Here is a 16146-nt window from a genome sequence, read left to right on the forward strand (position 1 = left end):
ATATTGAGTAAAATTAGTCTCTGATTTTTTAGAGAGAAAATCAATAAAGGCCGTTTGTAGGCTCTAGTGAGTATTTTTCGTTTTGGTAGTTTTTTTGGTTGGATGTGAGAGAAGAGAATCACGCTATAGGTCAATTCTTCAACTTTAACCTAAAATTTTTGTTATTATGAATTTAAGTTCAACTTCAGCCAAACCATCTACTCAAGTAGAGCCTCCGACGGAAGGTGTCGTATGGTTCCCTGTTAGAAATCGAAAAGAAGTAACACTCGAAATCAACAGACTTAAATCAGAGAGCATAGACTCCCTGCGATTAGGAATAGCCTGTGGAGATTTTAGCACCAAAAAAGGTAAAAAATGGTATGATTGGCTTGTGCCCACGTTGGCGGAAAGTTTTGACTTAGAATTGTGTTTTGATAATTTTTCCCAAAACCCCGATCGTTCCCTTATCAGAAGACTGACTTTGCCTGAAATTGTGGAGCATTTCATTCTCAAACATGGGGAGCATTTTACTTTGATCGAATTATGGAGAAATCCTGCCTGTAGAACAACAGAAGACACCTGTGAAAATATTTTTGCGGAAGACGTAGTGTTTGCAGCTACTTGGGCGAAGCATTTGGGGAAAAAAGTAAGTCTTGGTAAAATTCAATCATCTGATTTTGAATGGATTACAAGGTTGGTTTCTTCTCCATTTCTGAAAAATATAGAACATATAGAAGTAGATATGGATGGAGAGGATTTATGGAGTTCTGGCGCAGGATTCTATGAGCGTACATTGAGAAGCCTTTTTAAGGCTAAAGGAGTGAAAATAGAAATACGTCCTAACGTAAAACCCTTGCCCAATGTGCAGGTATCCACTACAGAGATTGCGTGCTGAAGGGAATTTAATTAATAGGATTTAGAATTATCCGGATTGATATGCATTAATTGGGGACAGGTTAGGACTTTAATTCTGAAATATAATACACACGACTATGAATGATGAGAAACATAATATCATGTTTGGTTTGAGAAAGATCACACATTTTTCAGAGGGAGTGACCTCTCTTATAGCAGGTACTTATGTGTTATCTCTTGCTCTGACGAAGCGAAATCTGGCGTTAAGGTTAGCTCTGGGAATCACAGGAGGGTATTTGATATTGAGGAGTGGGATCAGATTACACTCAGGCAGCTTTGATGATGAAGCTACATTATAGTTTACTGTTAGGATTATAGTATACCGGAAGACAATCGACACTTAAATACTAAGGATTCGTATTTTTTTGAGATGCTTAGGCATGATGGGAATAGAACCTGCTGATCCCATCACAGAAAGATATATTTGTTTAGGTTCAGGGAACTAATCCGGTTTGCTAGTACTTTATTTGAATCAAAAGTCAACAAAATTTCAGGTGTTTGTAATTTGTTTTTCAAAGACCAAGTTGTGTACTGCTTTTGACTTGCCGGATTTCATGTATAATCCGGATTAAATTACTAGCCATAAAAAAATATGGGAAAGAAACTCGATTTCATAACTCCTGAATTGAAAGAATTCATTGAAAATCAAAAAATATTTTTTGTAGGTACCGCTGCTGCTGAGGGCAGTGTGAATGTTTCCCCCAAGGGAACCGACTCATTCAGAGTCATTGATGAAAACAAAATCATTTGGCTCAACTTGACAGGGAGTGGAAATGAAACTGCTGCGCATTTATTGAAAAACAACAGAATGACTATAATGTTCTGTGCATTTGAAGGGAAACCATTGATTCTGAGACTTTATGGAAAGGCGAGAATTTATCATCCCAGAGACAGCGAATTTCAGAAGTATATTGGTTTGTTTCCTGAGAATACAGGATCAAGACAGATCATAGAGATGGATGTACACTTGGTTCAGACTTCCTGCGGTTTTGCTGTTCCTTTTATGGACTATAAGGAAGAACGGGAAACGTTGAATTCTTGGTCATCAAAGCAGGGGATAGAAGGGATTGAAAAGTATTGGGAAAACAAGAATACCTTAAGTATTGATGGTTTCGAAACTGAAATTCTCAGGAATTGATAGTGTACTGAGTTATGGTAAGTATAGCGGTGACTCGGATCTATGTAATCCAACTTGATATGGGGATTCTATGAAAATGAGTATTCCGGCAATTCTTCTAACAGATTGAGCAGGTAACCGTGCCCTCTTGAGGTGAGAAAAGTCTCGGATTCATTTAAGGTGCAAATGCTTACCGGGATTTCCAGTAGATTTTCTACAACATAAAATTCCCAGATCCCTGTTTTGATACCTTCGATAGCCTGATCAACAGAAATGTTCCATAGTTCTCCGGATTCATTAATGCCGCCGATAGACATGAGTTCTCCTTTGAAAGGTCCGCTTGTTCTTTTAGTCGCCCAGAGTATTTGGAATCTTTTCATTTGCTAATAATAGTTTTTTGAAGTTCTAATATGCACTATGGGCTATAAACTTCAAGTTAAGTTTAGATTTTTTAAGTTTTGGCAAACCACGGATTTGTCTTAGTCTTGCCTTATCCTTAAAGAAGTAATTTCTGTTTTCGGGACATTTGATGCCACGAAGCTTTTTGTAAGTTTTCGGTCTTGTACGTCCACACCATCTGACGCATGCCTATAGAGTTATAGTACGATGACAGAATATAAAAATCGTCGACTAAAGCCCGGAAAAATCTTATGAAATCGAGCCTGCCTACAGGCAGGGATTCCCTTCCCCGACTATTCGGGGTGGTTAATAGAAAACAATTATAAACACATGAAAAAAGCCCTGAAGCAATTCTGATTCAGGGCTTTATTTATATTTAAAAGAGATGTGCTACACTGCAACCGCAGCTTTGATATGGGGGTGTGGGTCATAATTGACCAATTCGAAATCCTCGTATTTGAATTCAAAAATATCGGTGACATTCGGATTTATTTTCATAATCGGCAATTCTCTAATCTCCCTGCTCAATTGCAATTCAGCTTGCTCCAGGTGATTGGAATACAAATGGGCATCTCCGAATGTGTGAATGAAATCACCTGCCTCTAATCCACAAACCTGAGCTACCATCATCGTAAACAATGCATAGGAAGCTATATTAAAGGGCACACCCAAGAATACATCCGCACTTCGCTGGTAGAGCTGACAACTCAATTTGCCATCAGCTACGTAGAATTGGAAGATCGTATGGCAGGGAGGCAAAGCCATATTGTCCACATCGGCTACATTCCAAGCACTTACTATATGCCTACGGCTGTCAGGTTTGGTTTTGATTTGATGGATGAGATTTTTGATTTGATCGATTTCTCCGCCCTTGCCATCCGGCCAGTGTCTCCACTGATAGCCATAGACCGGTCCCAAATCCCCGTTTTCATCTGCCCATTCATTCCAGATAGACACCTTGTTTTCCTTGAGATAATTGATGTTGGAATCACCTCTGAGAAACCACAGCAGCTCAATAATAATCGAGCGGAGATGAAGTTTCTTGGTAGTGACCACAGGGAAACCCCGGGACAAGTCAAACCGCATCTGATGACCGAAGATACTCCGCGTTCCTGTGCCTGTTCTATCTCCTTTTACAGCTCCCTCATTCAGGATTTTGCGCATCAACTCGTGGTATTGCTTCATCTTTTAGGTTTGGTTTTCAACTTTCGGCAAGTTAATCACTTCGGAGAATAAATGGAATTGATTTAGTACAAAGCAGCTTCATTCTTATTATACTTGAGCGCAGAACCTGAGTGAAAATCCATGTCAACGAATTAATGCTTCAAAAATCAAAGGCTTACATTTTTCTTAGTTTGGCGGTTATGCTTTGTGTTCTGTTGGTGATTTTTCGGCCGATTCCACAGTTTAATTACAATTTCGAGACATTTTTCCCTCAGGATGACGAAAGTCTGGATTTCTATCAAAGCTTCAAAAAGCAATTTGAAAATGACAATGACTATTTGCTTGTAGCGCTGGGAAATAGGGAAGGGGAGCTTTTTGACACTAATTTTTTGACGAAAGCCAATACTATCCAATCAGAAATCCAAAAGTTGGACAAAGTCGATACGGTGATTTCGCTTTTGAATTTGGAGCAATCAATCATTGGCGTTTTTGGCGTCACCTATAGAAAAGTGCTGGACTGGTCAGACACGACTTCGCTGGCAAGAACCTCGGGGAATCTGGATCAATATCGTTCCCAGCTGCTTTCAAAAGATGGAAACTCTCTTTTGCTTTGGATCAAGAATGAGCAGGATATTTCGAAATCTGACGGAGATCTATTGTACAATTCGATCAAAGAAGTCTTCACTCAAAATAGCATAAAGCCTATAGCGGTAGCAGGCAAAATTCAAACTCAGGGAGATTTCATTGTTCTTATGCAAGATGAATTCGGGTTGTTTTTTGCATGTTCGATTCTTTTGATTTTGCTTTTACTTCTTCTGATTTTCAGATCTTGGTGGGGCGTACTTATTCCATTTTTAGTTCTGATCATAGGGGTTGCATGGGCATTTGGGCTGCTGATTTTTTTAGGTAAGCCGCTAGATGTCATGTCAGTCATGCAGCCTACTATTTTTTTGATCGTGGGATTAAGTGCTTTGATTCACTTTTTTACCCACTTACTTAAAAAGCTGAAAGCAGGAGTTGAGAAAGAATCTGCTATTTATATCGTTTTCAGAGAATTGACCTTTCCTGTGTGGTTGACTGTAATGACTACCGCCTTGGGTTTTATTTCACTTTATTTTACCAGTATTCCAGCCCTGCAGGATTTTGGATGGTCTACCGGTCTCGGTGTGGTAGTAATGTTTGTGGCAGTCATGCTGCTAGCTCCGGGGTTATTATATCTCCTCCCAATTAAGACTTCTCTGTCTCACCCGAAGTCTGAAAAACCCGGTTTGCTTCTTAGAATTTTTTCCTGGCAATTGAAACATAGAAACGGGGTTCGGATCTCATTCCTTGGAGTTACTCTCCTTTGTGTTTTGTTGGGTTTGAACTTGAAGATTAATGGATACCTGCTGGATAATCTTCCCATTGACCATCCTATCCAACAGGACTTCACGTTTTTTGATGGGCAATTTGGCGGTTCAAATCCTCTGGAGATCCATCTGTCAGTAGGTGAAAGCGCAAATTCTTTGGTGGACTATGATGTACTGGTAGAGTTAGTCAAGGTAGAATCCAAAATTCATGAGTTGTTTGGCCAGAGTCAGACCATTTCTCCACTCACACTGGTGAAATCTATCAATCAGGCTCAAAATCAGGGGAGTCCACATGCTTTTCAACTACCCTCGCGGGGACAATTTCAGCGAATGACTCGATGGCTTGATAGAGCTATGGAATTGGCTGAACCAAAAGTACTGAGTGCAGATGGGAGATCAGGGAGAATCAGCACCCGGGCGGCAGACCTCGGTTCGTTGAAAATGACAACCTTACGTGCGCAATTCGATGAATTTATCTCAGAAGAGATTAATGCCGATTTGCTTCAAGTACGCTGGACAGGTACAGCTTATTTGATAGACAAAGGACATACATCCGTGACGTTGCAGATGGCAAAAGGTCTTGGGGTTGCGTTTCTTTTGGTGGGTGTAATCGCGGGATTTTTATTTAGGTCTTGGCGCATATCATTCCTTCTTTTGATTCCCAATTTAATTCCGCTGATCTGGATGTTTGGGTTGATGTACATACTGGGGATTGAGTTTAAGTTGACTACGGCGATTCTCTTTACCGTGGCATTTGGTATAGCGGTGGATGACAGCATACATTTTATGAGTAGGCTGAAATTTGAGCTTGCTTCAGGAAAAAACCTGATCTATGCGCTGAAACGAACTTTTCTGGAAACCGGAAAAGCAATTGTTTTAACCACAATAGTACTTACTGCGGGATTCGGTTTGCTGATTTTTAGCCAGTTTGGGGTGACGCACTTTACAGGACTATTGATTTCCGCTTCGCTGATATTTGCTTTATTGGCTGATCTGATCTTGCTTCCACTGTTACTCCTGCCTTTGAAAAAGATGTGGGAGAAAAAATTCAAGGGATAAAAAAATATCCTACTGTCCAAACCCATCCCAGGTAAAGGTAGCTGACACCGGGTAATGGTCCGAGTAATCCACCTCTCTGTGGGTTTTGTATTGGATAGCTCTAAGTTTTTTGCTGGAGAAAATATGATCGATTCTTAGGAAGAAGAGTACCCTGTTATAAGTGAAGCCGAAGCCTCTTCCCGCTGTTTCAAAAGCACTTTCATAATTTTCTCCCAATTTGAAATAAGCGTAGGAGTAGGGGATTTCATTAAGGTCTCCCATGAGGATCAGGGGGTGGGGACTGTTACTCATATGTTCCATAAGAATTTTAAGTTGTTTGTTACGGGCCAAGCTGCCTCGTTGAAGTTTCCCCAGTGTTTGTCTGTAATTTTCCTTAAACCCTTCCAGATTTTCCAATCCTTGAGAATTGATGCTCATAGATTCCAAGTGAGCATTATAAATGCGGATTGTATCTTTATTGACAAGGATATCTGCGAAAATAGCACCGTTTGTACCTTGGGTATTGAAGATTTTTCCGTCATTGATGATCGGGAATTTAGAAAAAATAGCGAGTCCATTTGACCTTTTTCGGGGATTGCCGTCGGTGATATGATAGGCGACTTTGTAATTTGAATCCTTACCCAGAATTTTTAAAGCATCCTTGGAAGGAGTGGTGTTGTCTTGCAGAAACTCCTGAAACACTTTAATGTCTGCAGGTTGCTCCTGTAGCCATGAGAGCACATTTGAGTCGGAGGAGACTTCACTTTTTGGATTGTAGTAGAACATGTGGGCATTGTAAGTAAGTATCTTGAGCCCTTCCGCTCCCTCATTTTTCGGATTAATCTGAAAAGTGGCTATAAAAAATTTATACCCTATAAGTAAAACCAGAAAAGGTAAAATTGCTAATTTCCTCCATGATAGAATCAGTATTACCAGTAGAAATAGATTGAGCAGTAAAATGAGCGGAATGAAAAACGGTAATAATCCCACATACTGGAAATACTCGGGTGAGATATAGACACTGGAAAACAATAAAAGCGAAGCGGCGAAAACAAGCCAAGAAATAATTTTCATGAATTAAAATTGATCCTGCATAACATTGTGTGATAAATCATGATCCTCCTACGGCTGTTGAACGTAATGTGTTCAGAGCAATCTTCGATCCAAGTGAAAATTAACTGCCAAAATTCATTTACTGAATTTGTAAAGTTATGGTTTTTGGAAATGGAGCAAATCTTTACAACGTAAATGATGAAAGAGAGGCTTTAATTTTGCTCATTTACTAATTATTAGTTATTTCGATAGAAAATTACCCACTATGAAAACGTACCAAACTATTTTATCTGCAGCTATTATTGCCATGGCGTTTACTTCGTGCAATGAATCTAAGGTTTCTGAATCTTCTGAGTCTGAAGTTGCGGCGGAGACTAAGCAGGTGGCCGCTAAGGTAGAATCCAGACCAAGTCCATTGATGGAAAAAAGCGGCCAGATTGCGGGGAAGGCATTCAAGGTACAATACGGCTCCCCTGCTGTGAAAGGCAGAGAATTATGGGGAGACTTGGTGCCGTATAATGTAGTATGGAGAACTGGAGCTAATGAAGCGTCCCACGTGGAATTGGCTGAGGATATGACTGTAGAGGGACGTAAACTGCCTTCCGGGAAATACTCCTTGTTTACGATTCCAAAAGAGACCGGACCTTGGACAGTGATTTTCAATTCAGAATGGGACTTGGAGCATGGACATTTTCAGTATGATGAGAAAAATGATGTGCTTAGGGTAGAAGTGAATCCTGTTTGGGAAGAATCAAACCAAGAATCTTTATCTATGGAAATAGAAAGTCCGGGAATAGTGATTCGATGGGAAAAACTCAAGCTGCCTATCACTATCAATTAGATATACTTCCCGATCACAAAAGCCCTCAATACTTACCATTGAGGGCTATTTTTTTAGCTTTAACTAGCAAAACGCTGGCAGGAATTGCTTAATAATAATAGGATTAGGCTAAATTCGTCACCTTATCTAAACTTGACCCGATGAAGTATGTAGGCTTTTTAGTCGTTTTGGCTCTGACTATTGCACTTGCGATAGCAGTTTCCCTACCTTTTGGAGCGATTCCTCCCATGGCCCCTTTGCTGGATCCCTCGCATGGGTTTTGGCAGAATGCCATTTCAGAGGATGCATTGGCAGAAGATGCATTGCACTTGGATCGTTTGAGCAGTGAGGTGAAGGTGGTGTACGATGAACACTTAATTCCTCATGTATTTGCGACTGACGATGCCGACTTGTATAGAGCACAGGGGTATATCACTGCAAAACACAGACTTTGGCAAATGGAGTTTCAAACCATGGCTGCAGCAGGGAGAATATCCGAAATCGTGGGGCCTATAGCATTGGATCTGGACAGAATGACCCGAAGAAAGGGCTTAGCCTATGGGGCTGAAATGGGAATGAAGTTTATACAGGAGAACGACCCCGATTCTTTTCTTCTGCTCGAAGCCTATGCCGATGGGGTGAACCAGTACATAGATCAGTTGTCCGACGCCAGGTTACCTGTAGAATATAAAATCCTTAATTATAGACCGGAACACTGGTCAGCTTTCAAGTCAATTCTTTTGCTGAAATACATGACGGACATGTTGGTAGGAGATAGGGATTTGGAATATTCTAATCTCCGTAAAATCCTCGGAGACGTAATGCTGGACAAACTTTACCCCGAATATCCGGTTGGTGTGGATCCCATTATTGAACCGGGTCATAAGTGGAAGTTTAAGCCACTTTCAGTAGCAAAACCTGATAGTATTGATTATCATTATCCTAACGATCAATTGCTTATAACCCCTTTGCCGCAGCCGGAAGAAGGGATAGGCTCGAATAATTGGGCAGTATCAGGCTCAAAAACTAAAAGCGGCAATCCGATTCTAGCCAACGATCCGCATTTGAGTTTAAATCTGCCTTCACTGTGGTACTCCATGCAATTGACTACGCCGGGGCATTCTGTGAAGGGGGCTACTCTTCCCGGCGCATTGGGGGTGATTTCAGGATTTAATGAGAATGTGGCTTGGGGTGTCACCAATGCTACCAGAGATACGCGGGATTGGTATAAAATCACTTTTCAGGATAATTCAAGAAAAGCCTACCGCTATGGCAACAAGTGGGAACAGACTACTTTTAGAATAGAAGAAATCAAGGTAAAAAATGAAAAAACATATATCGATACAGTGGTTTATACCCATTATGGGCCTGTAGTTTATGACAAAACCTTTAATTCAAACCGTCAGGATGTCAATTTTGCCCTGAAGTGGAATGTACATGAAGGCTCAAATGAGCAGAAAACTTTCCTTTTGCTGAATTCTGCCAAAAACCACGAGGATTACAATGCCGCTTTGGATCATTTCACTGCACCCGCCCAGAACTTCGTTTTTGCCTCCAAGAGTGGTGATATAGCTATGCGTATACAAGGCAAATTTCCATTGAAATGGAAGGGACAAGGCAAGTTTTTCATGGATGGGGCAGATCCGGGAATGGAGTGGCAGGGATATATTCCAAATGATCAAAATGCAGCAACATTAAATCCTTCCCGCGGTTTTGTCAGTTCTGCCAATCAGCACCCTACAGACTCCACCTATCCCTACTATGTCTTTGACAATAGCTACGAGTTTTATAGAAATCGCCGATTGAACCGCCGTCTTGGTGAGATGAAGAACATCACCATTGAAGATATGCAGGGACTACAGTTTGATGATTACTATTTACACGCTGCGGAGGCATTGCCTGTTATGCTGGAGTTGCTTGGAGGTGAATTTTCATCTGATTCCGATGCGAAAAAGTATCTAGGTTTATTGAAGGAATGGGATTATTATGCTGATCCCAATCAAAAGGCCCCAACCATATTTTACATCTGGTGGAGAAAAATGTACAGTCAGATTTGGAAGGAATTATCAGAAAATTCGGCGCCGATTGTACTCCCCAGCTACTATCAAACAGTGCTTTTAATGAAGAATGAGCCCGATGGGACTGTATTTGATTTGAAGAATACGGCCGAAACGGAGACTGTAGCGATACATGTCCGACAGGGATTCAAAGAGATGCTTGCAGACATGAAGAAATGGGAGGCTGATGAGGGTGATTTCTCCTGGGCAAATTATAAAAGGACTACAATTCAGCATCTCGTCCCTCAGTTTAAATCCTTCTCCGTTCAGAATGTGTATACAGGTGGAGGCTCGGGGATACTGAATGCTACAAGTGAAAGGCATGGGGCAAGCTGGAGAATGGTGGTGGAGCTAGGGGATCAAATGAAGGCTTTTGGGATATATCCCGGTGGGCAGTCAGGAAATCCCGGGAGCAAATACTACAGCGATTTTATCCAGAAATGGGCAAATGGGGAGTATTTGAATTTCGATATCAGAACTTCTGATCAAGCTGAAGGCGTATTGTTCCAAACTATTTTAAACTAAGAGGCATGAAATCGAGCATGTCGAAGTCGACACACAACTTGTCCCGAACTTGATTCGGGAGAGGGTTGATTAATATGCATGCGAGATTCTCCCGATCCGCCGCGGCGGATCGGGACAGGCTATCTGACCATTAAAAATCAAAAAATAAACACATGAAATTTATTTTATTAGCCTTTCTGACGGCGTTGCTTGTGCTACTATTCAACCCATTTATGCCTTACTGGGCTGTAATGATATTTATTGCGGCCCTTACAGCGCTAATTGGTAGTCCCGGCGCAAGGGCTTTTTTCGCAGGAGGTTTTGGGATGGGGTTGGCTTGGCTGGGCAAGAGCATGTATATCACCACAGTTTCAGGGAGTTCATTGCCGGAGAAAATGGGTGAATTGATGGGGCTGGATTCGGAAGTAATCCTCTTCGTGATTACTGGATTAGTGGGTTTTTTCCTTGGGGCTTTTAGTGCCTGGACGGGAAGCTTGCTGAGGAAATTATTTAAAAGAAAGCCGGACAATATCTATAGACGTTATTGATGGATATCCTAGTGGTAAAAGCATAGAGAGAGACTACCCTAAACAGAATAATCTCTCTTGACTTCAAGGCTTTCTATTAAGGTTTAATTCCAAAATTCGTCTTCGGCAGCTTGGTCTTCTGAAAATAACCAAACTTGGACAATCTTTCCATCTACAACTTCAAACAAATCAACACCATTCATATCCACTGTTTTGTCTCCATTTTTACCGGAAAAATGAACCGGGAAGGAAACTAAATTTCCATTTGACATCAAAGCGCCTGTCGGATTTATAACCAATGAACCTTGTGTTGTGCCCATCATGCCTTCAAGCATTTTGCCAATGGCTGCAAGTCCTATTTTTGTTCCTGCAAACTGATGATTTCCCGGCTGGTGCCATTTTGTATCAGGACTAAAATGTGAAAATGCTGTAGGAATGTCTCCCTGAGATAGGGCTGTTGAGTAAGCAGTTACTACTTCTATTGCTGTCATATCGCTTTTTTTAATTATTGTTTAATTAACTATGAAGAAAGTCTTTTGTGTTTTTCACATCGGCATAAAAGAAAGATAAAGCACTTAAAAATGCGTTGTGAGCATCTTCTGCTTTTACCGATATACCGTTAATTTCTAAATCCCTTGAAGCACAAGCATCTCCAATTACAGTGCATTCAAAATCAAGGTCTTTTGCTGCTCTCACGGTAGCATCAATGCACATGTGCGTCATCATACCTACAAATACCAGTTCTGTAATGTTTTGATATTTCAGGTAATCTAAAAGATCCGTCTCTCTGAAACTGTTCGGATAGTATTTTGTGACTACTTTTTCTCCGGCTAGAGGTTTTACATTTTCGTGAATTTCCTGTCCCTCGGTTTCCGGTAAAAAAAAAACAAAGAACCCGGTGCTACAGAAAGATGCTCTATGTGAACGATTGGCAACTTTTCGCTTCTGAATTTTGACAAAACAAGTTTGGCATTTTCACTTGCTTGCAAAGAACCTACTAATTCCATAGCTCCGTTTTCAAAATAGTCGTTTTGAATGTCTATTATCAACAATGCTTTACTCATAAGTTTGTTTTTTATAAATGTCGCTTGTACAAACGTACAATGGAACTTACCTTTGTACAAGTACATACCCTATGGTATGGTACTTACCTATAGGTTAGAAATATTGATTATCAAATGAAAGAAATTCGAAATAATATTTTAAAGTCAGATGAAAACTGTCCGGTTAGAAGGTCTTTAAAACTTTTAGGCGGTAAATGGACATTGTTGATTCTATTTCAAATTAATGAAAGAGTAATAAGATATGGAGAACTGAAAAGAGCTATACCGGGAATAAGCGAAAAGGTTTTAATTCAAGAATTAAACTTTTTGGTGGAACATAAATTCATTTCTAAAAAGGCATATCCGGAAATTCCACCAAAAGTTGAATATACTTTGACAAAACTTGGACTGAAAGCTTTGCCAATAGCGGACACACTTGCAGCATTTGGACTAGAAAGCCTATAACCAATTGCCTACCGGTAAGTTATTGAGAAAAATGAGGTGAAGTACACGGCTCAACATTTGTAATTCTATTTGGCTTCGGTAGAAGATCCAAGCTGAAGTATGTCAAGCACCCCTTATTCATCAATACCCAAATGATTATCCGAATCGAATAGTTTACAGGATTTTTCCGGCGATGTTATTTCCTTTGCTTAGGTGGCCTCAATTCTTGAATTTACCATCTCTTATGATGCTTTTGGATCCCTGCAAGGAGGAAGACCAAGAAGTATATTGATTTAAATTGAATGTAGTTGTGAGCCTTCATTTTTAATTAAAACGTATGATTAATTTTTCCTAATCAATGCAATGAGTACCTTTGTTACTCACTAGTTGAGTGGATTTTCATGCTTGAATCCTTAATTACCTCAAAGACAAGGTTGAGGCTACTTATCAAGTTTTTTGTTAACTCTGAAACGCAAAGTCATTTGAGAGGATTGGCAGATGAGTTTGGAGAATCTACCAACGCCATCCGTAAAGAGTTGAACAATTTGACTCGGGCTGGAATTCTGGTAAAGCAGACCGATAAAAACAGAATTGCGTATAAGGCAAATGTGTTTCATCCATTTTTTTCCAACATTCAAGAAATCATACGTAAGTATCTGGGACTGGACAAATTACTTGAACATATACTCGAGCGGATGGGGGAGGTCCGTCAAGTAATTTTGGTTGGTGACCTCTCCAGAGGTATCGATTCGGGTAAAATTGACGTAGTGGTTACGGGCGATAATTTAAACGAGAGTTATATCCTAAATCTTTCGAATAAGATAGAGGAATTAATAGATCGAAAAGTGGTACTGACATTGCTTCCTGAAAGGCTGGATTCTACAGGTTTGGTTTTGTTTGAAGGGAAGTAGGGGCCTTAGCCGGCTTTGGACTTCATGTAATAGAATTACGATAGGCACTTCTGTGACTGAAAGGGCGAAGCTGTGCGAAATTGTTTGAGAATAGATAGAAATTCTGAAATTAGCAACTTGTACATTTGTGAATATAAAATTGAACACGAATACTTTTGAATTGAAAAATTACATTTGGTTGAATAATGCCCGAAACTACCTGTTACTGGGAGTTTTTATGGTGATAGCCTTGGCTGCGCAAAGTCAGAGCCTTTCGGAAATACAGAATATCAAAGTGGATGATCTTTCCGATGCTCAAATTGAGCAATTGATCAAGCGTGCGGAATCGAGTGGGATTTCTGTTGGGCAGATAGAATCCTTAGCCAGAGAGCGGGGAATGCCGGCTATAGAAGCAGCCAAGCTCCGCAGCCGAATCAATGAGCTTAGAATGAAGTCAAGCTCTGAAGCAGGCAATATCAGTTTGGACGGTACTCGGTCTGTTAATGGCTATGAGCACGTAGATATGTTTGATTCGGTTCGGAAATCGGATCCTTATTACGACCTGACTCCTTTCCAAAAGAAAATATTCGGGTACAAACTTTTTCACAACAAAACATTGGATTTCAGTCCAAGCTTGAGTATTCCGACCCCGCAATCTTATGTAATTGGAGCAGGGGATCAATTACTGTTGGATATCTATGGCGCATCTCAGGAATCATACGATTTGATTGTAAGCCCTGAAGGAAGAATAAATGTACCGAATGTAGGTCCGGTGCAAGTCGGCGGCTCAACGGTGGAGGCAGCTATTTCAAGATTAAAGTCTTCGCTTGGTAGAATTTATTCCGGGTTATTGGGATCTAATCCAAACACTTTTCTTCAAGTCCGGCTGGGAAATATCCGCTCCATCAAGATCTCTATGGTAGGGGAACTGACTAAACCGGGATCATATACTTTGCCATCATTTGCCACTGTTTTTAATGCGCTATATGCTGCAGGTGGGCCAAATGAAAATGGGGCATTTAGAAATGTGCAGGTTTATCGTGACAGCCGTCTGGTGGCCACTGTAGATATCTATGAATTTCTTTCTAATGGAGTTCAGGATTCCAATATCACACTTCAGGACAATGATGTCATCATTGTCCAACCTGTACAGACCAGAGTAGAAGTGATGGGACCTGTAAGGAGACAGGGACTTTTCGAAGTAAAGCAGGGAGAGACCTTGGATGATTTATATGTATTTACAGGTGGGTTCCAAAGCTTAGCTTATAGAGATAGAGTGACGATCAGGAGAATAGATAATAATCAACGGAAAATAATTGATGTAGCGTCTGAAGAATTTGCTTCCTTTTCTTTAAAAGACGGCGATGAAATCTTGATCGGAGAAGCACTGGACCGGTTTTCTAACCGAGTGCAGGCGGCGGGGGCCGTCAATCGTCCGGGAGAATATTCTCTGGATGAAGAGGGGCTTACTGTAAAGGGATTGATCGCTAAAGCTCAAGGATTGAAGCCGGAAGCTTTTCTAAATCGCGCGACTCTTTATAGAACCAGTTCTGACCTTACTCTGGCAGCCGAACCTCTTGATTTGAAAGGAATAATGGATGGAACCCGGGAAGATATTTTGCTTAAAAATGAAGATTTACTTTTTATTCAGAGCAGGTATGACATTCAAGAAGAGTACTATGTGAAAATTTCAGGTGAAATAAATCACCCCGGGACATATCCATATGCTACACAGATGACGGTGGGTGATTTGATCTTGAGATCAGGTGGACTACTGGAGTCAGCTTCTAATTCTTCTATTGAAATTGCCAGACGGGTTCGGGATGTAAATACCGGGAAAATAGCCCAAATCACTACCCTAACCATTGATCCGAACCTTCAACTCTCGGAGGAGGAAAAAAATCAAAATTTGTTGCCTTTTGACCATGTTTTCATCAGGAGAAGTCCGGGTTTTGAAAAAGAACAGTTGGTAACTCTAAAAGGTGAAGTGATATACCCGGGAGACTTTGCTATTTCAAGTGCAAATGAAAGGATCTCAGATGTAATAAAACGTGCCGGAGGATTGTCACAATTTGCTTACCCCAAAGGAGCCAATTTGATCAGAAGGACAGTTTACTTCAAGGGAATCAGCGAAGAAGATGAGAGAGAAAGGACGTTGCTTGAGATAAGATCAAGCCTTAATCCGAATACCAATCGTGAAAATAATGAGGCAGAAGCCATACTTTTTGAGCGGATAGAACAAAAAATTGCTGAAAATGAATTAGAGCAATTGAAAAATCAACAAGCAGCACGAAAGGATAGGATGTCAGGAGGGACAGGATTGGATTCCTTGCCTCTTGACTCAGCTCTAAACAAGGTAAGGATAAAGGAGCAGGATTTGGTGGGAATAGATTTGGAGAAAATCATGAGAAACCCCGGTTCTGAGGATGACTTGATCTTATTGGAAGGAGATATTATTCAAATCCCCAAACAATTGCAGACTGTAAGGATGGTGGGGGAAGTTCTTTTGCCTACCACTTCAAGATTTGATAAAAACAGTAATCTCAAAGATTATATTTCCAAAGCCGGCGGTTTTACGGAAGATGCAAGAAGAGCAAAGACCTACGTGGTCTATGCAAATGGAGATGCTCAAAGAACCCATAACTTTCTGGGTATAAATATCTACCCTCCGCTGGAACCGGGAGCGGAGATCGTGGTTCCTAAGAAGCCACAAAGGACAAGGATTAGTGCAGTCACCTGGGTAGGAATGGCTTCAAGTCTTGCGACAGTAGCTCTTCTGGTACAAACTATTGTGAATAATCAATAGTAATTAGCTAAACCGGATCCGATTTGACGATCACCGCTATA

16 protein-coding genes are annotated in these 16146 nt (G+C 40.7%); 10 read left to right on the plus strand and 6 right to left on the minus strand.

The genetic code is table 11. The features are described from left to right. The first annotated feature begins 166 nt into the window (after positions 1 to 166). The 3 genes from J2X69_RS13705 (at position 167) to J2X69_RS13715 (ending at position 2032) form a co-directional block, all read left to right on the plus strand. Complete coding sequence (locus J2X69_RS13705) at positions 167 to 874, plus strand: hypothetical protein (protein WP_310104177.1); 708 nt, start codon at positions 167 to 169, stop codon at positions 872 to 874. A 97-nt stretch (positions 875 to 971) separates the two neighbouring features. Continuing rightward, positions 972 to 1193: a hypothetical protein gene (locus tag J2X69_RS13710; RefSeq protein ID WP_310104178.1), complete on the plus strand. Its 222-nt coding sequence runs from the start codon at positions 972 to 974 to the stop codon at positions 1191 to 1193. 293 nt (positions 1194 to 1486) lie between these two features. After that, a complete protein-coding gene (locus J2X69_RS13715; protein ID WP_310104180.1) occupies positions 1487 to 2032 on the plus strand; it encodes a pyridoxamine 5'-phosphate oxidase family protein in 546 nt (181 codons plus the stop codon). Positions 2033 to 2100: 68 nt separating this feature from the next. Here J2X69_RS13715 and J2X69_RS13720 read toward each other — a convergent pair whose 3' ends face one another. Continuing rightward, positions 2101 to 2391: a hypothetical protein gene (locus tag J2X69_RS13720; RefSeq protein WP_310104183.1), complete on the minus strand. Its 291-nt coding sequence runs from the start codon at positions 2389 to 2391 to the stop codon at positions 2101 to 2103. Positions 2392 to 2800: 409 nt separating this feature from the next. Then, positions 2801 to 3595, minus strand: a complete 795-nt coding sequence (locus J2X69_RS13725) for a thymidylate synthase (RefSeq protein ID WP_310104186.1) — start codon at positions 3593 to 3595, stop codon at positions 2801 to 2803. Between the two features lie 134 nt (positions 3596 to 3729). Between J2X69_RS13725 and J2X69_RS13730 the strand changes: the two genes are divergently transcribed. Further along, positions 3730 to 5982, plus strand: coding sequence for an MMPL family transporter (locus tag J2X69_RS13730; protein WP_310104189.1), 2253 nt, complete (start codon positions 3730 to 3732; stop codon positions 5980 to 5982). 9 nt (positions 5983 to 5991) lie between these two features. Here J2X69_RS13730 and J2X69_RS13735 read toward each other — a convergent pair whose 3' ends face one another. After that, on the minus strand, positions 5992 to 7035 hold the full coding sequence (locus J2X69_RS13735) for an endonuclease/exonuclease/phosphatase family protein (protein ID WP_310104192.1): 1044 nt from the start codon (positions 7033 to 7035) through the stop codon (positions 5992 to 5994). A 244-nt stretch (positions 7036 to 7279) separates the two neighbouring features. Between J2X69_RS13735 and J2X69_RS13740 the strand changes: the two genes are divergently transcribed. From J2X69_RS13740 to J2X69_RS13750, 3 genes are all read left to right on the plus strand, one after another. Next, a complete protein-coding gene (locus J2X69_RS13740; RefSeq protein WP_310104194.1) occupies positions 7280 to 7855 on the plus strand; it encodes a DUF2911 domain-containing protein in 576 nt (191 codons plus the stop codon). Between the two features lie 140 nt (positions 7856 to 7995). Next, the gene (locus J2X69_RS13745; RefSeq protein ID WP_310104197.1) at positions 7996 to 10416 is read left to right on the plus strand and encodes a penicillin acylase family protein; all 2421 of its coding nucleotides are present in this window, start codon (positions 7996 to 7998) and stop codon (positions 10414 to 10416) included. 152 nt (positions 10417 to 10568) lie between these two features. Beyond that, on the plus strand, positions 10569 to 10943 hold the full coding sequence (locus J2X69_RS13750; RefSeq protein ID WP_310104200.1) for a hypothetical protein: 375 nt from the start codon (positions 10569 to 10571) through the stop codon (positions 10941 to 10943). Between the two features lie 83 nt (positions 10944 to 11026). On the opposite strand, the gene J2X69_RS13755 is transcribed toward J2X69_RS13750, so the two are convergent. From J2X69_RS13755 to J2X69_RS13765, 3 genes are read right to left on the minus strand one after another with little or no spacing between them, the layout of a single operon-like run. Further along, on the minus strand, positions 11027 to 11413 hold the full coding sequence (locus J2X69_RS13755; protein WP_310104202.1) for a nuclear transport factor 2 family protein: 387 nt from the start codon (positions 11411 to 11413) through the stop codon (positions 11027 to 11029). A gap of 25 nt (positions 11414 to 11438) precedes the next feature. Continuing rightward, a complete protein-coding gene (locus J2X69_RS13760; RefSeq protein WP_310104518.1) occupies positions 11439 to 11777 on the minus strand; it encodes an isochorismatase family protein in 339 nt (112 codons plus the stop codon). After that, on the minus strand, positions 11762 to 11986 hold the full coding sequence (locus J2X69_RS13765) for an isochorismatase family protein (RefSeq protein ID WP_310104205.1): 225 nt from the start codon (positions 11984 to 11986) through the stop codon (positions 11762 to 11764). Before J2X69_RS13765 ends, J2X69_RS13760 begins: the two co-directional genes overlap by 16 nt. A 114-nt stretch (positions 11987 to 12100) precedes the next feature. Between J2X69_RS13765 and J2X69_RS13770 the strand changes: the two genes are divergently transcribed. The 3 genes from J2X69_RS13770 (at position 12101) to J2X69_RS13780 (ending at position 16105) form a co-directional block, all read left to right on the plus strand. Beyond that, positions 12101 to 12430, plus strand: a complete 330-nt coding sequence (locus J2X69_RS13770) for a helix-turn-helix domain-containing protein (protein WP_310104207.1) — start codon at positions 12101 to 12103, stop codon at positions 12428 to 12430. Between the two features lie 380 nt (positions 12431 to 12810). After that, positions 12811 to 13320 (plus strand): ArsR family transcriptional regulator, encoded by a 510-nt coding sequence (locus J2X69_RS13775; protein ID WP_310104209.1) that lies wholly within the window; start codon positions 12811 to 12813, stop codon positions 13318 to 13320. A 217-nt stretch (positions 13321 to 13537) separates the two neighbouring features. Continuing rightward, complete coding sequence (locus J2X69_RS13780) at positions 13538 to 16105, plus strand: SLBB domain-containing protein (RefSeq protein WP_409014422.1); 2568 nt, start codon at positions 13538 to 13540, stop codon at positions 16103 to 16105. Positions 16106 to 16146: the final 41 nt, after the last annotated feature.

Source organism: Algoriphagus sp. 4150 (assembly GCF_031457395.1).
Taxonomy (GTDB): Bacteria; Bacteroidota; Bacteroidia; order Cytophagales; family Cyclobacteriaceae; genus Algoriphagus.